Annotated in this window: 15 protein-coding genes and 2 pseudogenes; 8 read left to right on the top strand and 9 right to left on the bottom strand. The window is 69.5% G+C overall.

Translation table 11 applies throughout. The features are described from left to right. The first annotated feature begins 98 nt into the window (after positions 1-98). Entirely contained in the window at positions 99-689 is a 591-nt protein-coding gene (locus ACIOWN_RS22945) for a DUF4352 domain-containing protein (RefSeq protein WP_401983234.1), read from the top strand. A gap of 141 nt (positions 690-830) precedes the next feature. Here ACIOWN_RS22945 and ACIOWN_RS22940 read toward each other — a convergent pair whose 3' ends face one another. After that, positions 831-3,140, bottom strand: a complete 2,310-nt coding sequence (locus ACIOWN_RS22940) for an ABC transporter permease (RefSeq protein WP_401983233.1) — start codon at positions 3,138-3,140, stop codon at positions 831-833. Beyond that, positions 3,137-3,844, bottom strand: coding sequence for an ABC transporter ATP-binding protein (locus ACIOWN_RS22935; RefSeq protein ID WP_401983232.1), 708 nt, complete (start codon positions 3,842-3,844; stop codon positions 3,137-3,139). The genes ACIOWN_RS22940 and ACIOWN_RS22935 overlap by 4 nt, the downstream gene beginning before the upstream one ends. Before the next feature lie 103 nt (positions 3,845-3,947). Between ACIOWN_RS22935 and ACIOWN_RS22930 the strand changes: the two genes are divergently transcribed. The 5 genes and pseudogenes from ACIOWN_RS22930 to ACIOWN_RS22910 form a co-directional block, all read left to right on the top strand. Next, positions 3,948-4,868: a sensor histidine kinase gene (locus ACIOWN_RS22930; protein ID WP_401983231.1), complete on the top strand. Its 921-nt coding sequence runs from the start codon at positions 3,948-3,950 to the stop codon at positions 4,866-4,868. Next, positions 4,865-5,566 carry a response regulator gene (locus ACIOWN_RS22925; RefSeq protein ID WP_401983230.1) on the top strand — a complete coding sequence of 234 codons (702 nt, stop codon included), beginning with the start codon at positions 4,865-4,867 and terminating at the stop codon, positions 5,564-5,566. Before ACIOWN_RS22930 ends, ACIOWN_RS22925 begins: the two co-directional genes overlap by 4 nt. Before the next feature lie 300 nt (positions 5,567-5,866). Beyond that, positions 5,867-6,097 (top strand): FitA-like ribbon-helix-helix domain-containing protein, encoded by a 231-nt coding sequence (locus ACIOWN_RS22920; protein ID WP_401983229.1) that lies wholly within the window; start codon positions 5,867-5,869, stop codon positions 6,095-6,097. Continuing rightward, on the top strand, positions 6,094-6,513 hold the full coding sequence (locus tag ACIOWN_RS22915) for a type II toxin-antitoxin system VapC family toxin (RefSeq protein ID WP_100571489.1): 420 nt from the start codon (positions 6,094-6,096) through the stop codon (positions 6,511-6,513). The genes ACIOWN_RS22920 and ACIOWN_RS22915 overlap by 4 nt, the downstream gene beginning before the upstream one ends. A gap of 123 nt (positions 6,514-6,636) precedes the next feature. After that, positions 6,637-6,857, top strand: a pseudogene (locus tag ACIOWN_RS22910) (ABATE domain-containing protein); the annotation flags it as partial. 151 nt (positions 6,858-7,008) lie between these two features. Here ACIOWN_RS22910 and ACIOWN_RS22905 read toward each other — a convergent pair. From ACIOWN_RS22905 to ACIOWN_RS22890, 4 genes and pseudogenes are all read right to left on the bottom strand, one after another. Then, on the bottom strand, positions 7,009-7,461 hold the full coding sequence (locus ACIOWN_RS22905) for an ATP-binding protein (RefSeq protein WP_401983228.1): 453 nt from the start codon (positions 7,459-7,461) through the stop codon (positions 7,009-7,011). A 276-nt stretch (positions 7,462-7,737) separates the two neighbouring features. Beyond that, positions 7,738-8,862 (bottom strand): ATP-grasp peptide maturase system methyltransferase, encoded by a 1,125-nt coding sequence (gene tgmC, locus ACIOWN_RS22900; RefSeq protein ID WP_401983227.1) that lies wholly within the window; start codon positions 8,860-8,862, stop codon positions 7,738-7,740. Further along, positions 8,859-8,960 (bottom strand): annotated as a pseudogene (locus ACIOWN_RS22895) (ATP-grasp ribosomal peptide maturase); the annotation flags it as partial. The gene tgmC and the pseudogene ACIOWN_RS22895, both read right to left, overlap by 4 nt. Before the next feature lie 263 nt (positions 8,961-9,223). Beyond that, on the bottom strand, positions 9,224-10,015 hold the full coding sequence (locus ACIOWN_RS22890; protein WP_401983226.1) for a hypothetical protein: 792 nt from the start codon (positions 10,013-10,015) through the stop codon (positions 9,224-9,226). 444 nt (positions 10,016-10,459) lie between these two features. Here ACIOWN_RS22890 and ACIOWN_RS22885 point away from each other — a divergent pair, with 444 nt between their 5' ends. Continuing rightward, positions 10,460-11,413, top strand: a complete 954-nt coding sequence (locus ACIOWN_RS22885; RefSeq protein WP_401983225.1) for a hypothetical protein — start codon at positions 10,460-10,462, stop codon at positions 11,411-11,413. An 835-nt stretch (positions 11,414-12,248) separates the two neighbouring features. Here the strand turns inward: ACIOWN_RS22885 and ACIOWN_RS22880 are convergent. Beyond that, positions 12,249-12,899, bottom strand: a complete 651-nt coding sequence (locus ACIOWN_RS22880; RefSeq protein WP_401983224.1) for a hypothetical protein — start codon at positions 12,897-12,899, stop codon at positions 12,249-12,251. A 315-nt stretch (positions 12,900-13,214) separates the two neighbouring features. On the opposite strand from ACIOWN_RS22880, the gene ACIOWN_RS22875 reads away from it, so the two are divergent. Beyond that, the gene (locus ACIOWN_RS22875; protein ID WP_401983223.1) at positions 13,215-15,185 is read left to right on the top strand and encodes a DUF2075 domain-containing protein; all 1,971 of its coding nucleotides are present in this window, start codon (positions 13,215-13,217) and stop codon (positions 15,183-15,185) included. Positions 15,186-15,239: 54 nt separating this feature from the next. Here the strand turns inward: ACIOWN_RS22875 and ACIOWN_RS22870 are convergent, their stop codons facing one another. Together ACIOWN_RS22870 and ACIOWN_RS22865 are read right to left on the bottom strand one after the other, a co-directional pair. Then, on the bottom strand, positions 15,240-15,368 hold the full coding sequence (locus ACIOWN_RS22870; RefSeq protein WP_401983222.1) for a DUF6408 family protein: 129 nt from the start codon (positions 15,366-15,368) through the stop codon (positions 15,240-15,242). Positions 15,369-15,676: 308 nt separating this feature from the next. Next, positions 15,677-16,966, bottom strand: a complete 1,290-nt coding sequence (locus ACIOWN_RS22865; RefSeq protein WP_401983221.1) for a PIN domain-containing protein — start codon at positions 16,964-16,966, stop codon at positions 15,677-15,679. Positions 16,967-17,219: the final 253 nt, after the last annotated feature.

Raw genomic sequence — 17,219 nt, 5'->3', positions numbered from 1 at the left:
GATCAACGCGGTGCTCGTACTGTCATCCGTGAGCCTCCGCTCGCTGACAGCCGGTGGGGGTGCGCCGTGATCCACACAGCTCTGTCCTTGGGGGGACCATGCACGCCCGTACCAGAATCGCCGCCGCCCTCGTCGCCGTCGCCGTCGGCGCGCTCACCATCAGCGCCTGCGACACCGGCAGCACCGTCGTCGACAAGCCGAAGGACCACGCCGCCGCCAAGGCGGACGGCGGCAAGGACGGCAAGGACGCCAAGAAGGGGAAGTCTTCGGAGGCCGCCAAGGTCGGCGACACCCTCACCCTGAAGGGCTTCGAGAAGGGCAGCCAACTCGACGTCACGGTCGTCAAGATCGCCGACCCCGGCAAGCCGGCCGACGAGTTCACCGAGCCCGACGCCGGCAAGCGCTTCGTCGGCGTGCAGTTCCAGCTCGTCAACACCGGCAAGGCGGTCTACAGCGACAGCCCGTCCAACGGTGCCCAGGTCGCCGACAGCGAGGGCCAGCAGTTCGACTCCACCTTCGCGGACATCACGGCCGGCCCGTCCATGTCCTCCAGCCTGAAGCTCAAGCCCGGCGCCAAGGGCCTCGGCTGGATCGTCTTCGAAGTCCCCAAGGGCTCCAAGCTCGACGCCGTCCAGTTCACCATGGACTCCGGCTTCGCCGACCAGACGGGCGAGTGGAAGCTGAAGTAGCCGCAGCGGGGGCCGTGTCGCCGGGCGGCTGCATCGCCTCACGGGCCACCCCCTCAGCTCAGGCCGCGGAGACTCTTCGGCAGCTTCCCGCGTCCCCTCTTCCGAGGTCCGGTGCACACGGCTCAGCCCACCGCAGGAGTCCTACTCGTTGCGCAACGCCTCCGCGACCGTGAGACGTGCCGCGCCCCGTGCCGGGACGAAGGAGCCCAGAACCGCGATCGCGACGCCCGACACGGCCAGGAGAGCCAGGGTGCCGGCCCGCCAGACGTCCGTCATGAAGGCGGGCAGGACGATGTCCACGGCGTCCGCCATCCGCGGCACCACCAGGCCGTAGCCCGCGATGCCCAGGGGAACACCGAGTAGGGCGCCGACCGCGCCGAGCAGCGCCATCGACGTCACGACCATCACGGTCACCTGCCGTGGCGTCATGCCGATCGACTTCAGCATGCCGAGGTCGCGGCGACGGTCGCGGGTGTTGAGGACGACCGTGTTGAGGACGCCGAGTGAGGCCACCACGGTGAGCATCGCGGTGAGCAGCGCCGCGGAGCCGACGATGGTCTGGGTGGTGGTGTTCGGGCCTTGTGGCACCGGGTCGACCCCGGAATCGACGGTCCTGGCGGCACGCGCGTAGGCGCTCGCGTCCGCGCCGCCGCGCAACGAGATCAGGTAGGCGATGGGCTTCTCACCCGGGGACAGCGCCGTCAACGTCGACCACTCGGCGAAGACCAACTGGCCGTTGGTCTCCATGCATTCACCGACCACGACCGCGTTCTCCCGGCGGTCTCCCTTCTCCAGGACGAGACGGTCACCGACCCGCAGGCCGTGCCGGTGCAGGAAGGCCGAGGTGGCCACGACCTCGCCGGTACGGCTCGTCCACCGGCCCCTGACAAGCACGGTGCCCGACTGCGGCCGGTCACCGCGGCGTCCCTCGAGCAACACCGACCGCACCGAGCCGGCGATACGGGCCTCCGCGACCCCCCTCGCGGTGACACCGCTCGCACCGGGCAGCGAGCGCAGCAGCGACTGCAGCGCGAGGTCCCCGTGTTCCGGCTCGATCACCTTGCCGTGGCCGGCCCTGCCCGCGTACACCGTGACCTGGAAGTCGTCCCGCCCCGCGTTCCCGAACCTGGTCATCGTCGTTCCCAGGCCGGTCGCGAACGTCACGGTGGCCACCCCGAGGACGACGGCGGCGAGCGTGAGGCCGCTGCGGCCCGGCCGGGCGAACGGCAGGCCCACCCCCAGGCTCACCGACCTCGGCAGCCGGCTGCCCGCCAGCCGGCGCTGAATGCCCAGCGCCCGCCCGGCGCGCGGGGCGCTGCCGGCGCTGATCGCCCGCGCCGCGGACAGCCGGTGGGCGCGCGCCGCCGGAACCAGCGCGGCGAGCACGCAGACGGCGGGCATGCCGAGCAGCGCGACCACGTTCACCCAGGGCGCGATGCCGACGCTGTGGTGGAACATGCCCGCGTCCGGCCCCATGAACACGAACTGCAGAAGGGGACGCGCCAGCAGATTCCCGACGACGGTGCCGACCACGCAGCCCGCGACCGCGGGAACGGAGACCATCGTGAGGTAGACGGCGACGACCTGCCCCGGCGTGAACCCCAGGGCCTTGAGGATGCCGATGTGCCGGAAGCCGGAGATCACCGCGCCGCTCACCACGTTGCCGACGATGAGCACCGCCACCACGATGCCGAGAACCCCGAACGCCATCAGGTACGGGGCGTAGGCCCGCGCCGAACTCCCCACCTGGCTCTTGAGCGTGAGATACGACTGGGAGGCGGTGAGGGCGTCCTCGGGCAACTCCGCGGTCACCGTGGAGAGGTTCGCGCGGAGCCGGCTCTCCGAGGACGCGTCTGTGAAGCGGAACAGCATCTGGGTGGCCGTCGGGTGCAGGGCCGGCATCTGCCCGGGCGCGACCCAGGCGTCCGCGGTGCGGCTCATCTCGAAGCCGAACCCGACGATGGTCAGCGTCGGCCCGGAGGGCACCTTGATCCGCTCACCGAGGTCGTGCGGCGTCCAGTCCGACTGCCGGTTCACGACGATCTCACCGGGCCGGGTGGCCCAGCGGCCCGCCCACAGGTCAACCCGGTCCACCGGGCCTCCGGGACCGGGGCGGCCCACGACCGTGACCGCGCCGGGAAGGCCGTGGACGCCGTCCCTCGGCAGGTCGAGCGCGGCCTGCGCGAAGGGCCCGGCAACGGCGTCCACCCCGGGCCCGCGAGCTGCCCGCGCCAACCGCGCGTCCGAGACCTTCCCCGGATCGAACGCGGCGACGACGTGCGGGCCGCGCTGCTCGGCGAACGCCTTGTCGAACGGGGCGGACGCCGAGTCGACGAGGCCGAGCGCGACCACGATCGCCCCGGTCGAGGTCAACGTGACCAGCCAGATGACGAACGTCTGCAGCCTGCGCCGCCGTACGGCCGCCTGCGCGGCCCGCCACACCGCCCTCATGCGGACGCCTCCAGGGTGTGCTCGCCGGCCACCCGGCCGTCGGCGAGGAGGACCAGCCTGCTGGCGCAGCGCCGCGCGAGGTGCTCGTCGTGCGTGACCAGGATGAGCGTCTGGCCGATCTGGTTGAGGTCGAGCAGCAGGTCCATCACCTGCTCGCCGGAGCGGCTGTCGAGGGCGCCGGTCGGCTCGTCGGCCAGCAGCAGGGCGGGGCGGTTCATCAAGGCCCGGGCCACGGCGACGCGTTGCCGTTCGCCGCCGCTGAGTACGGCTGGATAGGCGTTCCGCCGGTCGGCGATGCCGAGCTCCTCGAAGAGTTCCAGGGCGCGGCGGCGGGCCTGCCGGGCCGGGGTGCCGGTCAGTTGCGCGGCCAGGGTGACGTTGTCCAGGGCGGACAGGTCGTCGATGAGGTTGAAGAACTGGAAGACCATGCCGATCCGCCGCCGCCGGTACAGGGCGAGGCCCTTCTCGCTCAGCGCCCCGACGTTCTCTTCATGTACGAGGACCGTGCCGCCCGTCGGACGGTCCAGGCCGGAAATCATGTTGAGCAGCGTGGACTTGCCGCATCCCGAGGGCCCCATCACCGCGACCGCCTCCCCGGCCCGGATCTCGAGCGACACCCCGTCCAGAGCCGTCGTCCCGCCGTACTCCTTGCGTACACCGTCGAGTCGTACGACGGCCTCTCCGCTGCTGTCCTCAGTGACCATGCACGGGACGCTAGGCGAAGACGCGTGCGTGGACATCGCCCTCCGGACGGCACTCGGAGGCGCACCTCATCCTCCGGATGCAGCGCCATGGATCCACAGGCTGATGCGGATCGGACGCCGTTCTGCGAAGGTGACCGTCGTGTGGGAGTGGGAGCCGGACGCCCTGGTGGCGGCGCTGGCAGTGACGTGCGCGGCCGCCGGATGGCTGGCGGTGGCGCTCGTGCGCACCAGGCGCCGGTGTCGGACCGTCGTGGGAGAACGCGGCTGGCTGCTGGAGCGGGAACGGGAGAGCGCCGCCCGTACCGCGGTGGCGGCCGAACGCGACCGTATCGCCCGTGAGTTGCACGACATCGTCAGCCACAATGTCAGCCTCATGGTGGTTCAGGCCGGGGCTGCGAGGGAGGTGCTGGGCACCATGCCGGACGAGGCCGCGGCGGCGTTGAGGGCCGTGGAGGACGCGGGGCGCGGGGCGATGACCGACCTGCGGCACCTGCTGGGCCTGCTGGCGCCGTCGCAGAGCGGCGAGGACACGGACTACGAGGACCTGGTCCAGGGAGTGGGAGGCGACGAGGACGGCACAGGGCCGGCGCCGCAGCCCGGCCTCGACCGGCTCGGCGCGCTCGTCGACCGGATCTCGTTCGCCGGACTGCGCGTGGAGGTACGGATCTCCGGCGAGCCGCGCCCGCTGCCCGAGGGCGTCGACGTGACCGCCTACCGCATCGTCCAGGAGGCGCTGACCAACGCCCTCAAACACGGTGACGGCGGCAAGGCCGAGGTGACCGTGCGGTTCGCGGACCACGCCCTGCGGGTGGAGGTGCTGAACACCGGCCCGAGCGTGCTGACCGGCACCGCGCCCGCGCGGCCCGTCTCGACCCCGGCCGCCCCGCGACACGGTGACGGCACGGGCCGCGGACTTCTCGGTCTGCGGGAGCGGGTCGCGGTGTACGGAGGAGACCTGGACGCCCGCCGCCGACTGGGCGGCGGCTACCGGGTGCGGGCACGCATCCCCCTGGACCGCCCATGACGGCGGCCGCCGCGGGGCCCGCTCCCCGCGTCCTCGTCGCCGACGACCAGACCCTCATCAGAACCGGTTTCCGGCTGATCCTGAACGCCCGCGGAATCGAGGTCGTAGGGGAGGCGGCGGACGGCGAGGAAGCGCTGGCGGCAGCGAGCGAACTCAAACCGGACGTCGTCCTGATGGACATCCGCATGCCGAACATGGACGGCCTCGAAGCGACCCGCCGCATCCTGGAACGGCTCCCCGACTGCCGGGTGCTCATCCTCACCACCTTCGACCTGGACCACTACGTCTACACCGCGCTGTCCGCCGGGGCCAGCGGCTTCCTGCTGAAGGACGTCACCCCGGAGCACCTGGCGGCGGCCGTACGCCTCGTCGACACCGGCGACGCCCTGCTGGCCCCGTCGATCACCCGCCGACTGGTCGAACGCTTCGCCTCGCAGCCCGCCCGCACACCCGCCGTACCCACCGACCTGGCCGCGCTGACCCCGCGCGAACTGGAAGTCCTCACCCTGCTGGGCCGCGGCCTGTCCAACGCCGAACTGGCCACCGAACTGACCCTGAGCGAAGCCACGGTGAAGTCCCACGTGGCCCGCATCTTCGCCAAGCTGACCCTCCGGGACCGGGCTCAGGCGGTCGTACTCGCCTACGAGACGGGGCTGGTCCGGCCCGGGGACTCCGGGGCGAGACCCTCGGACCGGTGACCGGGCCCATGGCTCGGCGTCCTTGCCATGGAGACATCAGCAGCAGCCACCTCGGCGGTGAGCCCGGGACCGTTCGGTGGTCGGGTGCCGGATGGCTCGGGACGTCATGGCCCTCTGCCGACCGGCTCAGTACCGGCGCAGCACATGACGCCCCCGTTCCGTTCGCCACCCCGTGCAGCCGGCCGACCGGTCGGATCACCTGCACGGCCGCTCTCCTGGGCAGGTGCTGATCACTCGACTGTTCTGCTCGCGCTTCACCTTCGTGCTGCACAATGCAGCTGATGCAGCTAAAATGCCTGCATGACTGCTTTGACGATCCGCGACGTTCCGGACGACACGCTGGCCATACTGAAGGCGCGCGCGGCCCGCACGGGCAAATCTCTCCAGGCGTACGCGCTTGATCTGCTCGTCGGTGAGGCGGAGAGGCCCACACTGGCCGAAGCCGCCGCCCGTGCCGAAGCACAGGCAGGCGCCGTTCTGAGCCCCTCGGACGTTTTCGGGGCGATCGACGACGCGAGGTCCGGCCGTTGATCGTCACCGACTGCTCCGCGCTGGTGTTCTTCCTCACCGATGCGGGGCCGACCGGGCACCAGGTTCGGGAGCGCGTGGCGAAGGAAGACCGGCTCGCCGCCCCTCACCTGATCGACTACGAGATCATGTCCGCCCTGCTCGGCCTGGCGCGCGGTCGGCGCGGCGGCGAGCCGAAGCTGACCGAAAGGCAATTGAGCAAGGCCTTGGCCACCTACCGTGACCTCGCCATCGACCGACACGAGACGCTGATCCTCTGGGAGCGCGCCAAAGACCTCTCGAACAACCTGTCCGCGTACGACGCGCAGTACGTCGCGCTGGCCGAAACCCTGGGCGTACCGCTACTGACGTGCGATGCCAGGATCGCCCGGAGCGGTGCGGCACGCTGCGAGATCGAGGTGTTCGGAGCGGGCTCCTGAGCGTCCCGGGGTGCCGCTTGCCAGGAGCGGCTCGGCGGGGCGCTTCAGAAGGGCCGGACTGGGTCCGGCGGTGGCGACCAGGGGAAGGAGCGCCACCAGGAACCCGAGAACGATGTACGGGTGGACCAGGCGTTGGCCTGCCTCAACACGGCTGCCGCCCGTGAACCGGTCGTCCCGCAGATGGATTGGCCGCCGGGAGGTGCCCCCACGGCCCGGCTGCTGTCGGCGGAGAACGACCCGAAGGTACGCCTCGTGGCGACCCTGGCGCGCGCCGCCATCGACTTCCTGAGCGGCCTGCAGCGCGAGCACGCGCCTGCACCGCACCCCGCTGCGTGCGCTACTTCCGCGATCCGTCGTACGTCCGGCACCTGGCTCTCGCCCTCGCCCCGTCGAGCGTCCGAAGTCGTCTTCGATGTGGTTCGGGATCAGTCTCGCCGGTACGGATTCGGTGCGTCCAGCCGGACGCCGTGAACTGGACGGTCTATGTCGTCGAGGTCAGACCGGGGCGGTGCACTCGGCCCATACGGTCTTGCCCGGCCCGCCTCCAGCGCGTGGGGAGCAGCCCCAGCGGTCGGCGAGCGCCTCGACGAGGAGCAGGCCGCGTCCGCAGTCCTCGAGGGCGTCGGTGGTGGAGCCGTTGTCCGGCGGGACGGCGGGGAGTCGTTCACCCCGGGTGTCGCTGACCTCGATCCGTACGGTCGCCGTGGCCGGGTCCGCGGTGAGCAGGACGTGGAAGTCCCGGCCGGAGACATGCCCATGGCGTACAGCGTTCGCGCACAGCTCCGCCGCGACGAGCGTGACGACGTCGTGCGCGTCACTGCCGTAGGGGATGCCCCAGGCGTCGAGCCGGTGTCCGCACAGTCGCCGGGCCAGGCGGGCGCCGCGCGGGGTGGAGCTGAAGCGCATCGCGAAAAGGTGGGCGGTGAGGGGTGGTTGAGTTGCGGTCATGCACTCACGGTGGCGCCCTGTGGCACACCGTGACCAGTGGTGACGCGCCGACGCCGGACAGTCGTCCGTGGCGGCGCGCGGCCGTGTACGCGGCAGTACGGGCGAGAGACGCGGGACGGAGAACAGCGCACCGCCGCTTCGCAGTTCTTGCCGGACGCCGAGCCCGACCGGTTCCGATGTGGTGAGAGCGCGACCTTCGGCCGAGGCCGTGGCCGGCACAGCGAGGCGCTCCGCCCCGCGGTGCTCGTGAGGCGGAGCGCATGCGTGGGACAGGGGTCAGCGGCCCGGCCAGGTGACCGCCGGCTGTCCGGACCTGATGGTGATCTCGAACTCCTCCAACGGCGGCGCCCCGGCGCCGCGCCACCGGGTGACGTGCGCCTCGACGGCGTCCCAGATGCGGGACGGCCCGCCCTGCCGGACCGTCCACCGACCGTCGTACTCCCGGAGCACTGCCCAGGCGCCGGTGTCGACGTCGAGGAACAGGTGTTCCGTGCGGCCTTCGCGGGTGAGGCGGACGCACTGAGCGCGTGGCGCGGCGAGCTGGGCGACGAACCGGGTGCTCCAGTCGTCGATCACGTCGGCGCCGAGGACCGCATGTCGCTCCTCGCCCTCGTCGAGATCGGGGAGCAGCCCCAGGGGCGGCGGCAGTTGTGGCCTGGCGAGCATGAAGGAGATGTGTCCGCCGAGGAAGCGGCCGGATGCCGTGCCGTCCTCGTGCACCGTGAGCCTGGCCAGTTCGGAGGAGTACAGCCAACCGCCGAGGGTGACGAGCATGGTCCCACCGGGACGGGTCTGCTCGATCAGTTCGCGTGGGACGGTGAGGAGCCCGCAGGTGGCGATCACCCGGTCGTAGGGGGCCCCGTTCTCGTACCCGGCAAGACCGTCGCCGACGATCAGGTTCGGTGCGAACCCGCACTGGCCCAGCGCGATGCGGGCGCGGGCGGAAACGCCCTCGTCGACCTCGACGGAGGTCACCGAATCGTCGCCGAGTCGGTGACACATCAGAGCCGTGGAGTAGCCGGTGCCCGTGCCGATCTCGAGCACACGGTGGCCGGCGTCGACCTGGAGGTCTTCGAGCATGCGCACCACCAGGCCGGGCATGGTGCTGGACGACGTGGGGGCGCGCATGATCTCCCCGTGGACGTCCCCGGGCACGATCGTTCCGGCGACCTGCGTCACCAGGGAGGCATCGTCGTAACACGCCTCCAGCCACCGCAGGTCGTCCGGCATGACCGGGGCCCAGGCGGTCGGCGTCGAGCCGTCGACCTGCTGGAAGAAGCCGCCACGCAGGAACTCGTGGCGCGGAACCGCGGACACGGCCTCCCGCCAGGGCCCGGTTCGCAGATGTCCGCTGTCGGTCAGTCGCTCGACGAGCCGTGACCTCAGCTCCTGTTCGTTCACGCCGTCTTCCTCTCCAGGAGATCCGCCATCGCCGCCACCATCGGCAGCCCGGTCTCCGGTTCCAGCCACGCCCATTGCCCGGAGGGGTTGCACTCGACTTTTCCGACCTCATCAGCGAGTTTTGCAGCCTCGACCTGGTGTTTCACGTGGCGTGCATGTTCGCCATGTCTGACTTTGTAGGTGAGTATTGCGATCTGGCACAGATCTTGGGGAGCCGTCACGGCGGGTCACTGGTCGTTCGAACCGAGAGCCGTCGGACGAAAAAGATCAAAAGGCAGCTCTACGGGCGGGCCGGATTCGAACTACTCCGCAAAATGATCTGATCCTGCTCCAGTAACCAAGCAGCCGCAGGTTCGGGGGATCAGCCGCGGTCGAGACGCGGCAGCGACGCACAGAGGTGCTCGGGCAATTCCGGCAGGACTTTGTGGATCCCGCCGCACCCCGCATCGCCGTTCGTGGCGACCGGCCGCCAGCCCGAGGACTCGGCCTGGTAGAACCAGCGCTGGGAGACACCAGAGGAGGAGCATCCGTCACCGGCGTCACCGCACGCCGGCCCCATCCGGGTCGACAGGTCCAGCACCAGCCACGTGTCGTCGCAGCCGCGTTCCTCCCAGCTCGTGTGCTTGGGGATGTCCGTGTCGTTGACCGCCTGTCGGTACGAGGACGAGGTGCAACGCGGCGGCGTGGGGTCGCAGCCGTTCTCACCGCACTGCCGCAGGGCGGGTGGCGTGGCACCTACGGGGGTGTACACGTCCATGCTGTTCACCATGACCCTGCGGGAGCCCAGGGGCTCGCCCAGCTTCACCGTTGCTTTGACCCGCCGCGTGCCGGTACAGCCGGAGTCCTGGTCCTGGGAACGGGTCTCGTACGTGACCTTCACGTATACCGTGCCGTGCTCGACGGTGTCGAGCTCACCGCGCAGGCTGCGCACGCAGTCGCGTGCCCCGTCGGGCACTTCGGCATTGACTACCAGAGACCGGCCGCCGTCGGCGGCACGGACGCCGTCGATGCGAATCGGAGCGGCGAGCGTCCAGGCGGCGGCCGTGGCCACATCTGTCGCCTCCGCATCGGTCTCGGCGGTCTTGGAACCGCAGCCGGCGAGGACCACCAGGGCCGCGCCGAGTACGACCACCCATATCCCCCGCTGCCACATGCCATGCCCCCATCCGCCGAAGAACCGCAGCCTAGCGTGCCCCCAGGTGTCCCTCACCGTCTCCTCCCGGACCGCCTGCAGGGCAGATACAGGCCGAGCACGTCGTCCAGGGCGTGGAAGATGCCGCATCGGTGACTCGCCGTGACGGCTCCCCAAGATCTGTGCCAGATCCGAGTATTGAGAGCAGCTGTCTCTCAGCGGTGAGGACGTTCCGTTCCCCGGGAAAGCGATGTCGCCGAGTTACGAGAGCACCTGGGTTCTTGCTTCGGGACCATGAATGTGCTCTACACGATTAGGGGGACCGGGTGCTGCCGAAGCCCAATGTTTGGTCAGCCCTCGCCGACGGGCTGGAGGCGGTGCACCGGGGGTAAGGGCGGGACCGTCGGCTGTTGGTGACGCAGGCTAGGGTCGGTGGTGTTCGACCACCAGTAGCAGGAGGCACCCATGCCATCCGGGCACACGCAGCAGGACAGTGCTCAAGCCCGGCGGACCGGGCCGCGGCCGTTGGCGCCCATCCCTTTCGAGGTCGAGGCAGCCTTTCCAGAGCTGACCGGTACGGTCCGCGAGGTCATCCTCCTCTACCCCCGGGCCGGGCAGCCGGGCCCGGATGACAGTTCCATCGGCGGGCCGCTGCTGTGGCCGGCCGACGAACCCTGGCCGATGTGCGCCGAACCAGGCCACTACAAGCCGCTCAGCGCGCCCGTCGGGCCCGAGCCGGTCGCGATGGTCCCGGTGGTCCAGCTGTACGCACGGCACGTGCCCGACCTCGTCTTTCCCGCCGGCACCGACCTGTTGCAGCTCCTGTGGTGCCCGCTCGTTCACGAGGACGACCAGTACGCGGCCAACCCCCGGCTCTACTGGCGCAACTCGGCGCTGACAGCCGCCGGCGCCGCTGCCGGCGAACCGCCTCGCCCGCACACCGTGGAGGAAGACTACCGGCCGCGTCCCTGCACGGTGTCCCCCACACCAGCTGTGGAGTACCCGAACTGGGACCTGCCGGAAGAGCTCGGCGAACTGCTCGACGAGCGGTTCGAGGCCCTGAAGGATGAACGGGGCTACGACTACTTCGAGGTGGCCACCACGCAGCAGAGCAAGGTCGGCGGCTACCCGGGGTGGACTCAGCCGCCCGACTGGCCCGACTGCGCATGCTGCGGCACCCGCATGAAACACCTGCTCAGCATCACCGCGACCGAACCGGGCGTGGGCCGTTGGCTCCCCCTGGACGACCGGGACCCCCGCCAGGACGAGGACGCGATCCCGTCCTGGCGGGCCGAGGCGGACCCCGGCGCCCTCGACGCGTTCGGGCACGGCATGGCCCTCGGCGACCTCGGCGGCATGTACTTTTTTATTTGCCGCATCTGCCCGGAGACCCCGTACACCCACCGCTACGACTGCTGAGCCCGGCCCGCTCGGCTCAGGTGGTCGCGACGAGGACGCCGGTGCCTCGATGGCGGCTTTCAGTTCGATCTGAGGGCCCACGGTGCCGGTGGGGCGGACGTTGCAGACCCGGACTCCCCGGATGGATGCGTCGCATCGGTGTGCGACCTTTCGACTGTTTCTGCTTCCGGCCGACATTCCTTGCCCCCTGCGCCAGGAACCGCTGCCAACACTCGCCAACATTCGTTCCTGCATCTCACCTACGCAGCCACCATGTCGGCTCATGGTGCCTGTCCGGCATTGAGGGGCTTCGAGCTGGGAGATGCGGCGGTCCTGGAAGCGGCCGTTGGAACGGGCTGCCTGGAGGCGTTCTTCGAGCGTGCGCTTGTCCTGGATAAGTTGGCGGACTCGCTGCTTGAGGTTCGTGTTCTCGGTGGTGATCCGCTCGATCGATTCGTCGCTCCAGTTGGTTTCGAGGTCGCGGACCTGACCCATGAGGTGGGCGATCCAGCTTCGCTGGCTGCGGATCTCCGCGTACGCGGCCTTGAGGGCGTCCTCGGCGTTCAAAGTCCGCTCTCGCCAAGGGGTTTGGTCCTGAGGGTTGGGGCAGTTGCCGGTTCGGCTCCGGGTGATGCTGCCTTGGTTGACGGCGTCGGCGACGAGTGCGCGGGCGTCGGAGTTCTCATAGAGGAAGGTGCGGGAAACTCCCGTCCGGCGGACGACTGCAGCGACCGTGACGGGCTCTCCTGTCGCCTCAACTCTGCGATAGCAGTGCGGACTTGATCGACCTTGGCGTGGGTTCGCTGGCGGCGGGCCTGGAGCGCGGCGGCCGTCCGGGGCGGCGGGATCTGCTCACTCATGCCGGGATCTCCTCGTCCTCGTCGAGGTTGTCGTCGTCATCGGCGGCGCGGGCCAGCTCGGTCGCGCGGAAGCCGATGCTCCACAGGCGCTGGAAGTAGTCCTGGGGACGCCGCAGATCCAGCGCGAGGGCATCGTCCAGCAGACCGAGTCCGGCCAGGGCTTTCTCCAGGCCGTCGATGGCGCGGGAGGTGGGGGCGAAGGCCTCGTGGAGGTAGTCGGCAGTGGCGTCGTCGGGGGCGCGTTCGGCGATGGAGTGCCATTGTTCGCGTTTGCGGCGCCAGTAGAGCAGGTCAGCGCCGGACATGACGAACTTGTCGCAGTTCTCGCAGTCGAGGTTGAACGGGCAGGAACCGCCCTCAACGACGGGCTGGAAGGTGCAGAAGCCGCCCTCGGTGGGGGTGCTGAGGCGGGCGAGGTCGATCGCGAGGGCCTGGGCCTGGCGACGATCGAGCGGGGTCAGCGGGCTGGAGAGGAGCTCGCCGGGGTTGGCGGCGCCGGGGCCGGCGACCCAGACGTGCTGGAGGACGTCCTCGATCGTGTACTCGACGGACCCGGAGACGCGAGAGAAGCTGCGGGAACTGGTCGGTGGCCGAAGGGAGCAGCGGGTTTCCGTGGTGTGACGGGGGGACCCCTCGCCACGGAGCACACGATCCGGCCATGATGGCTACGCTTCGCGTCGACCACGGTGTCGTCGTCGTCCGTAGGCGGCTGGTCTCCCTAAGATCCCGGGTACTGATTGCGGCCCGACGGGCTTCCCACGAGGACACGCCCCCACCCGCACGAGTCACTCGTGCCCTGGGGGATCCACCTCGTGTCCATGCTCCTCATGAGGTTGGCAGCACAGGATCTGCTGACCCTGAACTCAAGGCGTCGTATGGTGCCCCACCTGGCAGCCAGATGGCGGCACTTCCGAGGCGCCGACGCCTCGCTGTCGGAACGTTCCGCGTGGGCCGAGAGCCTCGTGAGCCTCGCGCAAGACCTGGTCGCCGCCGGGCGCGGAAACGTGGAAATGATCGTCGACTGCGCTGCCACCCTCGACGAGGCCGACCGCCCCGGCGACCCCAGGCTCATCGACGTCGTCCTCGTGGGCCACCACCCGGAGGAGAGTGGCCTGTCCGTTCAACTGGTCGAGTTGAAGCGCTGGTCGATGGTGACCAGAGTGGAACGAGCCACAGCGGAACTGGTGCACGTACCGGGAATGGGCAGGAAGAAGCACCCCGCCCTGCAGTTGCGCGAGTACTACGAGGCGTTCACGGGCGACAGGGGACCGTTGCACGGGCTGGACTTCGAATGCGGCGGTTTCGCCTACCTGCACAACGCCACCGACGCCTCGGTCCGGCCCCTGGTCGACGTGGACGCTCCGACCGGTGCCTACGCCCGCGTCTACACGAACGACCGACGCGAGCAGTTGATCTCCGACCTCCGTAAGCACTTCGCCGACGAAGGCTGCGCGTCCGCGGCCGAGTTACTGCTGCAGAACATGGGCTTACGCAACACACCTCTGCTCGACGCCATGATCCGTTCCCGTGGAGAGGACACCGTCTTCACCCTGCGCGGCCGGCAGAAGAAGGTCGCCGACCAGATCCTGGACACCGCGGCCAAAGTCCTCCCGGATCCGCAGCGCCCCGCCCTCGTGCCGGACGAGCGGCGCGTGGTCTTCCTGGTCACCGGTGGTGCCGGTACGGGGAAGAGCGCCATCGGCCTCCAGATCAAGGCGGAGTTGGAGGCAGGCGGCCACACGGTCAAGTACGCCAGCGGCAGCAGAGCCTTCAACGGGGCGATCCAGGAGCACGTCGGTTACGGGGACCGGGAGTTCAAGGAGACCTTCACCTACTTCAGCAACTTCGTCACCCCGCCGGATCCGCCGCTGGACGTGTTGATCTGCGACGAGGCACACCGCCTGCGGGACCGCTCGACCAACCGCTTCTGGAAGCCCGAGCACCAGGGAACCAAACCCCAGGTCGACGAGCTTCTCGACGCGTCCCGTATGACGGTGTTCGTCCTCGACGAGGGGCAGTCCGTGCGGCCGAACGAGGTCGGCACCGTCGAGCTGATCGAGAACGCGGCGCAACGGTACGGCGCCGGTCTTGTCCGGTACCAACTCCGGGAACAGTTCCGCTGCGGTGGCAGCGACGCCTACATCCGCTGGGTGCGCGCCGTACTCGGGGTGGCGGACGAGGAACCGGAGCAGTGGACGCCGGACGGACTGATGCACGTGGAGGTGGCGGACAGCCCGGAGGAACTCGAACGGATCATCCGCACCGAAGCGCTGGCCGGGGCGTCCGCCCGTCTCGTCGCGGGGTATTGCTGGCCCTGGACGAAGCCGATCGGCAAGGAGAGACGGCTGGAGGCCGACGTGCGGATCGGCGACTGGCACAGACCGTGGAACGCGGACAGCGACGCGGTCTGCGAGAACGGGGCGCCGCCGTCCAAGATCTGGTCCGTGCACGAGAGAGGGCTTGATCAGATCGGTTGTGTGTACACGGCTCAGGGTCTTGAGTGGGACTGGTGCGGTGTGATCCTGGGTGAGGACATGGTGCGTCGGGACGGCCGGTGGGTGTTCCGACGGGGCAAGGAGCGCAAGGACCCGGAGTCCGGCGTCAAGCGGGTCGCCGTACCGGGCTCGTTCGACCCCAAGGTGAAGGCGGGCAGCGTCGGTGAGCAGGAGTTCGCCCGGCTGGTCCGCCACGCCTACCACGTGCTGATGACCCGGGCGAGCCGGGCAACGGTGCTCTACTCCACGGACGAGGAGACCCGGAGCTACCTGAAGGACATGGTTGGCGGGCTCCAGGTGCACGGGCTGCGCCCCACCTGGGAGAACCTGCCGGAGGAAGCACGCGTGCCGCACCTGCCCCGGCCCCGCCGGGGGCGGCGCTCCCGCAGGAGAAGCCAGAACGTGGGCCCGCACTCACCCGATCTGCGTCTGTTCTGAGGCATGCGGACGGACGCGAAGTGGCGGGCTCTCCGGGCCCGCCACTGGCCTGCGTCAGAAGAGCAGGCGCGCTGCCGCCACCAGGGCCGTCACCACGAGCTGGGTGACGACAACCGCGGCGACATTGACCAGGATCTCGCGAAGCAGGTGACGACGTGCAGGCGTGTACTCGACGGGGTTCATGGATGTCCACTCCTCGGCGTGAGCTGGGAATGGCGGGACCGCCCTTCCGGGCATCCGCATCACGCCGCGTGCGACACGCGGCGGAAACCACTCGTCAGTCACAGCCGGGAACCGGCATCCGAACACCGCAGACGTACCCTCCGGGAGGGTGCGCAGCGGAAGCGACGGTAGTGCACCACTGTTTCGCGCTCATGCTTTTCGGCCACTGCTGGGGTGTGTGCGAGAGCGGTTCTCGGGCCGGCTGCGGACGCGGCGGCGCGAGAACGGGCGCAGGGGACGGCATGCTCACACCGAGCGTCGGCGTCGCGTCACGACTCCTCGTCGTCCCCTGCATGGTTGATGAGGGGGACGAGGAGCGGGTGGACTGTGAAGCCCGATGCAGGCCCCGGGCCGTTCCTGTATTCAGTCTTGAGGACGGGCACCGCCGAGTCCGGAATCAACCCCTGATTTTGCAGCTTGCGGCTGATCCGGGTGATCGGCTTGGTGAAGCCTCTCAGAGTTCGATCTTCGTCGTAGTCGCAGATTTCGTAGACCAAGTCGGCTTCCACGTGGCCGCCTGATTCTGCCGCGTAGCGGATGACGTCAACGCGGTTGGTGTACCCCTCGTACGCCAACCCGCGGAAAAGAGCCTCAAGGGCCTCGGAGGTCCATCCGCCGTAAGTGGCCCCTGCTTCGATGCGCTCGACCCGCTCGATGTCCTCGACGGAACCGGCCTGAAGACTGAGCCGCAGAACGGGGGCGGCGACTTCCAGGAACTGCTTCGGTGACAGAAGGAAGAGTCGGCCTCCGCCACGGGCCCGGAGCTCCGCCGTCAACTCCGGGCGCGGGCCGCGGTTGTGGCCCCGCTCCTTGCGCCACCAGTCTTCCTTGGCGTCCGGGGTCACGAACAGGACGTCGCACTGACGACGGGATGCCTCGCGCAGCAGCTGTTCCCACACGAAGAAGTCCCCGACCGCTCCGTCGCCGTCCTTCTTGGCGTCCATGTAACCGGGTGGAACGCGCTGGGCGACACGCTTCTGACCCAACGCGGTCAACGAGGTGTGGTCTTCCGGAGAGAAGGGAGCCCCTACCCTGCCGGTCAGTGACGGCTCCAGCTTGGCGATCACCGGATCGGTGCTCGTGTCATGCTCGATGTGCTGCCACTCGCCCTCGCCGACCTCGTTGATCTTCTTTCGGACTTCCTCGAAGACCTCGCTCAACCGATCGCGGAGGTCGTCGAAGTCGTCGTCGCTCAAGGCGACCCGGTTGGCCCAGGTGCGCAGTGTCTGCACCGCCTGCACCGAGTGGCCGCTCATCTCCTGGGCGGCCTTGGCGCTGGTCGACCGTGCGTCGGAGATCGTGGTCTCCCGGTTCCGCCAGAACTCCACCAGAACCTGGTGGGGAATCCATAAGCGATCACCCAGGGCGCCGAGCGCTGCCAAGAGGTCGGCACGCGCCTGTTCGGTGTAACGGTAGAGATTGAGCAGAACGTTGGCGTCAGGGGTGACGATGCCGTTCGTCAGCACCGAGCCGAAGTCCGCGCTCGTCGGAGTGCGGAAGGCACCGAAGTCGTCGAACAGTCCGCGGACGTTTACGTCGGTCCTGGTGTCGTTCGCCATTGTTCCCCCATTGGCGCTGCCCGCATCGGCTCCCCTTGCCGATGTGCCTGACGGTGACCCTAGTCTTCCTCAGGTGGAGAGGAAGGGCGGATGACGGAACTCGTACACGTCGGGGCGTCAACGAGTTTCCGCGGTGCAGGGGCGACTGCCAGGAGCCCGGGAGTGACGACTGTGCGGAGGTCTCGCATGCTCTCCGAGTCATGCGCGTGCACGACAGTGGGGAGCGGGATGGTCCTCGACTCGCGCGGCCAGG

The organism is Streptomyces sp. NPDC087787, assembly GCF_044743035.1.
In the GTDB taxonomy this organism is placed as follows: Bacteria; Actinomycetota; Actinomycetes; order Streptomycetales; family Streptomycetaceae; genus Streptomyces.
The sequence above is the reverse complement of the archived record's forward strand: the minus strand, read 5'-3'. Positions and strand labels throughout refer to the sequence as shown.

Excerpts from the sequence above, each read along its gene's own strand:
- ACIOWN_RS22905 (WP_401983228.1), bottom strand. The coding sequence starts at position 7,461 with ATGACCGCAACTCAACCACCCCTCACCGCCCACCTTTTCGCGATGCGC.
- ACIOWN_RS22870 (WP_401983222.1), bottom strand. The coding sequence starts at position 15,368 with ATGAACCCCGTCGAGTACACGCCTGCACGTCGTCACCTGCTTCGCGAG.
- ACIOWN_RS22940 (WP_401983233.1), bottom strand. The coding sequence starts at position 3,140 with ATGAGGGCGGTGTGGCGGGCCGCGCAGGCGGCCGTACGGCGGCGCAGG.
- ACIOWN_RS22935 (WP_401983232.1), bottom strand. The coding sequence starts at position 3,844 with ATGGTCACTGAGGACAGCAGCGGAGAGGCCGTCGTACGACTCGACGGT.
- ACIOWN_RS22890 (WP_401983226.1), bottom strand. The coding sequence starts at position 10,015 with ATGTGGCAGCGGGGGATATGGGTGGTCGTACTCGGCGCGGCCCTGGTG.
- ACIOWN_RS22930 (WP_401983231.1), top strand. The coding sequence starts at position 3,948 with ATGCGGATCGGACGCCGTTCTGCGAAGGTGACCGTCGTGTGGGAGTGG.
- ACIOWN_RS22885 (WP_401983225.1), top strand. The coding sequence starts at position 10,460 with ATGCCATCCGGGCACACGCAGCAGGACAGTGCTCAAGCCCGGCGGACC.
- ACIOWN_RS22865 (WP_401983221.1), bottom strand. The coding sequence starts at position 16,966 with ATGGCGAACGACACCAGGACCGACGTAAACGTCCGCGGACTGTTCGAC.
- ACIOWN_RS22945 (WP_401983234.1), top strand. The coding sequence starts at position 99 with ATGCACGCCCGTACCAGAATCGCCGCCGCCCTCGTCGCCGTCGCCGTC.
- ACIOWN_RS22920 (WP_401983229.1), top strand. The coding sequence starts at position 5,867 with ATGACTGCTTTGACGATCCGCGACGTTCCGGACGACACGCTGGCCATA.
- ACIOWN_RS22925 (WP_401983230.1), top strand. The coding sequence starts at position 4,865 with ATGACGGCGGCCGCCGCGGGGCCCGCTCCCCGCGTCCTCGTCGCCGAC.